2 protein-coding genes are annotated in these 4311 nt (G+C 35.0%); both read left to right on the top strand.

The features are described from left to right. A partial coding sequence (locus ACINWC323_RS06465) for a hypothetical protein (RefSeq protein WP_009513641.1) occupies positions 1-2077 on the top strand: 2077 nt, incomplete at its 5' end. Between the two features lie 4 nt (positions 2078-2081). Further along, positions 2082-4311, top strand: a 2230-nt coding sequence (locus ACINWC323_RS06470) for a tyrosine-type recombinase/integrase (RefSeq protein WP_009513646.1), incomplete at its 3' end; no start/stop codon positions are given.

Raw genomic sequence — 4311 nt, 5'->3', positions numbered from 1 at the left:
TTTGATTCTACAAGCGAGTTTTTTAACATATCGGCAGTATCAAGAATTTGCAAAAATTGATAAAGCTGAGAATAAGCAAAAACATGTTTGTGACCTCCTACGCTATGTCTCACGATATGTGCTGGATTCTAATAATGCTGAATTATTTCATGAATGTAGTAAGCTGCTAAATTGTTATGTCACGTACGAACGTAATTTGAAAAAAGAGGATCGTAATCAACTTTTTAATATTAAAAATTTCAAAAAAGTACAAGCCATAGAGTATTTATCGGCTCTATTAATAATTTTTAAAAGACTCGATGATCGTCGTGTTGTTCATCGTCAGCGTAAGTCAAAAAAAAGCAAAGTTTTGAAATGGCCAACTAAAATTGAACTCAAAAAATTTCGTGAAATAAAATCTGGTAAGTATGAAGATATCGGACATAACGCAAAGATCAGTTATTATGATGCCTCTCTTCACAAAGATGAAGATGGTGAAATTGAGTTATTGGACATTGAAGTAGAATTATACTCAGAAGATGAAAAAACTAAAAATTTTAATCATTTAATTAGTGATTATACTGTGTATTACACGCGGCATCGCCAACGCCGTCATGTGCCATTTATTACAAATCCTCATTATTTAGCACCAGATGTACTGAAGCAAATTGTTTATGTGTTGAGAACTGAGTTAAATGGGGACTGGGATAATGCTGCAATCGCTGCCGCATGTTTATTGTCACTTTTGACTGGATTATCTCCCATAGCACTGATGGATTTTAACAAGCTCATACAAGATGGTGTTTTGATCCAGAATGGTTCAAGAAAACGACGGGAATATTTACTTAATTTAAATTTGAAAGTTACCGAGCAGAAAATTAAGAGTTTAAAGCCTGTGCGTTGGAATGAAGAGATGACTCACCAACTACATCTACCTGCGGCATGGTTTGACTACATAGAACAAGCATCGAATCCAAAGATCTCTTCAGGAGATATTAATTCCGAACTTAAGAAGTGGTTTGCTAATCAGTTTGTGGGTACTATCACCGTTGAAAAACTTCAGGCCCAATTATATTTTCATATATATTATGAAACCTATAATGAATATCTTACTCATGTGATTGCGAGGCGGGATATCAAGCATGATGTGCCAGGTATTTATTACGGAGGACTTCCCAAAGCTCAGCTTGATAGCAGCTATTTAGCTTTTTTAGAATCAGCACTTACACCACATTCTAAGGAACTTACAGAAGACACGGCTGAACTCAAAATATTACAACAACAATTCAAAGTGCAATCTGCATCTAAAGGGAGGGTAGGGAGTCAACTGGCACTTGACCCCAGTTTTGTGAAAGAGCAATTTGCTTTTTTACATAGACATTGCAAAGAAAATATTCAAAAAGATCAACATATCATTAATCAATTGAATGCATACGCGTGTTGGATGTGGCATGTTAGCTTGCTAAGCATGGCCAGACGGCCTAATAAAAATCTGTTGGGGAATTTGGAAGATTATTGTTTTGAGCTTAAAATTCTATATGTAAACGATAAAAAGAATAGCAAGGCAAGAAAGGATGGACGATTTATCCCGCTATCCGATTTCTTCTTAAAAGCACTGCAAAATTACACTGTATTTTTAAAACAAATAATTGAACTGTATAGCCCACTTTTAAAACAAGTATTTGCAAAGAAAAAAATTGCGCTCAATGACTTATTCGGAAAGGTCATTGATAGTAAAGATATCTTGCCGATAACTGTCAAAGAGTGGCATAGCAGGAAAGTTAAGTTAATCCCTTTATCTCGAAACTGGGTAAATTTATATATGGAAGGAATCTTTCCAAAGAATATGTATTCGAATTGGTTACGTCATTTTGATATGAATTTTTTGATGTATGCAGAAGAAAAAGAAGAAAAAGAAGAAAAAAAAACTGCTTTAGCATTCCATTTAATTCAGGCTCTTTATGGTCATGACCAACGTGACCGAGAGGCTTTTCATCCGTATTCTTCACTTATTCCAAATGTCTATGTACAGCAAGCCCGCCAGCAATTGCAAGATAATGTCAGATCTTTATCGATTAAACACTTAGAGCGAAAATAGTTGTATGCAAAAAATCAAAGAACTAATAAAACCACAACTAGACGATCTATTTGTTGATATTCAGAAATTGGTGAAAAAGTCGCAAGAAAGACAGCCTTCTTCACCTGAAGTATTGACGCAAGACATGCAGCAAAAACTTGATCAGCAGATCGCCGAAAAATGGCATGACATTAAAGATAGTGTTGATTGTTTGAGTCAAAAATTGAGCCGAGATGAACAATCTAAACTGATGCAATTTACTGAAGATGAATTTAATAAAAGAAGAAGGCAATTCAACCAGAATGTAGATAAAAAATCATACAGAATTAGGCTAAATCCACATACTAAACGGATCGTACTGCCTAGAAAAATTGAGAGTACGGAGTCACGGTTAAAACAAGGGCAGTTACATGCCCAGGTAGTCAACGCTTTGAAAGCATATTGGAAAGATTCACTTGGATATTGGGATGACCCTAAATATTTGTGGGGGGATTTATGCTTAAGTTTTATATATATTTCAGGCTGTGCAGATGAACAGCATCTGGTTGCTATTCAGCAGCAATTGCACGAGGCCGTTGAGCTTGGTACAGATCTGAATTGTTTTCGGTTATACCATTCGGACTACAAAAAAATCACTAATCCATTGTTACTACATTATCGTGTTGAAAACTCTCAATATGGCAACGATGTAGAACAGAGAAAGTTGTACCAATGGAAGCATGTTTTTTTTAACTCATATGCTCAGTTCATCTTGCAATATTTAAAAAAGTTGAAAGCTACTCATAAAGAATATCGTCTGCAACAATCAATTGAAGATTGTATTCTGGAAAGCTTGAGTCGCATGGGACGAAACAAAAGTTTGGGCGATCTGCAATATCAAATTAAACGCCGTGGATTTCGTGCATTTAATGATGTGCAAATGGTACTTGAATTTAATCCAAACCTTAGCCTAGATATATTTTTAAGTAATGTACTTCAGCAAGAGATTAATACTGTCGCCTTACGGCCATCCGAATTTAGATTGCTATGGAGTAATGAACGTAATCAAGTCATGGAACTAGAGAATAGCCCTATTCATTTTGAACAAGAGCAGTTACATCCTGAAGTTCCGACGGCTCAAAGCAAATTACAAACGATTCCGTATGAGTTGATGTTGTTTGATCAAAAGAAACGTAAAGTTCAAAAAGTTGAGCGCTTAGATAAAAAGAGGAATAAAGAAGAACGCACGCTACGTTTTTGGCAAGAAATCAGAAGGGTGTTAGAGAAGAAGATGCGTGATGCAAATACGGAAGAAAAGTCTTTAATTGAAGCCCAATTACGCTTAATTCACTGGTTAGTGCATTTAAAAAAAAGAGGGCTTCAATTATCGACTATTGAAAGCTACTTAGGATCATTTGCTAAAGAATTTATATTTGAAATTTGGCTTAATAAATTGGATTTAAAGCAACAATCCATTGATGATTATGAAGATTTATATCGACAGTTGTTGAAATATAGCAGTGAACGAGATGCACAAGCAACTCAACGTGAAGCTGTTAAAGGAAAAACCTCTCGTAAGATGCACCAAACAGCAGAATACCGTTTTGGTCGCCTAAAAGATTTTCATCAATTTTGTATAGATAATTTTAATGCACCAGAGGTATTGGTGTTACAGAATTCAAGTTTTAAGCATTTACAAATTTGCAATGCACGCCTAGTAAGCCCTTTGCTATTTGGCAAGCTATTGGAAAAACTAGAACATTTAAGTCAAGAGCCAACGGCATCAGAGTGGGTCGATCATCTGAGTTGTTTAAAGCTGATGTATTTACTGAGTTATAGAACTGGACTCCGATTAAATGAAGTTCGTTGTCTTAAAATACAAGATATTATTTGCCCAGAGTTACTTTATAAAGAAAAAGAAAATACAGCTTTTAATAATATCACGCTTCATATTCAGAACAATTCATATCGCCGTCTGAAAACGCAAAGTGCAAATCGTCAAATACCATTGAAAATTGCCTTGTCAGAACATGAGTTTTTAGTAGTACAACATTACATACAACATCGTTATGAACAATATTTGTTTAATCAGCAGGATGATCTACTTTTTAGTGTTAATCATCGTGTATTAACTGATCAATGTATCAGCAAAATTACAGTAGAGTTGTTTAACCAAATATTAGGTATGCATCATGGCTTTAGTTTTCATACGTTGCGCCACAGTGCTGCTAACTATCTAGCAATAACTTTGCTGGGTTCAAAAGAAATGATTAAAA

It is taken from the genome of Acinetobacter sp. WC-323, from assembly GCF_000314615.1.
GTDB classification, from domain to species: Bacteria; Pseudomonadota; Gammaproteobacteria; order Pseudomonadales; family Moraxellaceae; genus Acinetobacter; species Acinetobacter courvalinii.
This window is presented reverse-complemented; position numbering and strand designations above follow the sequence as displayed.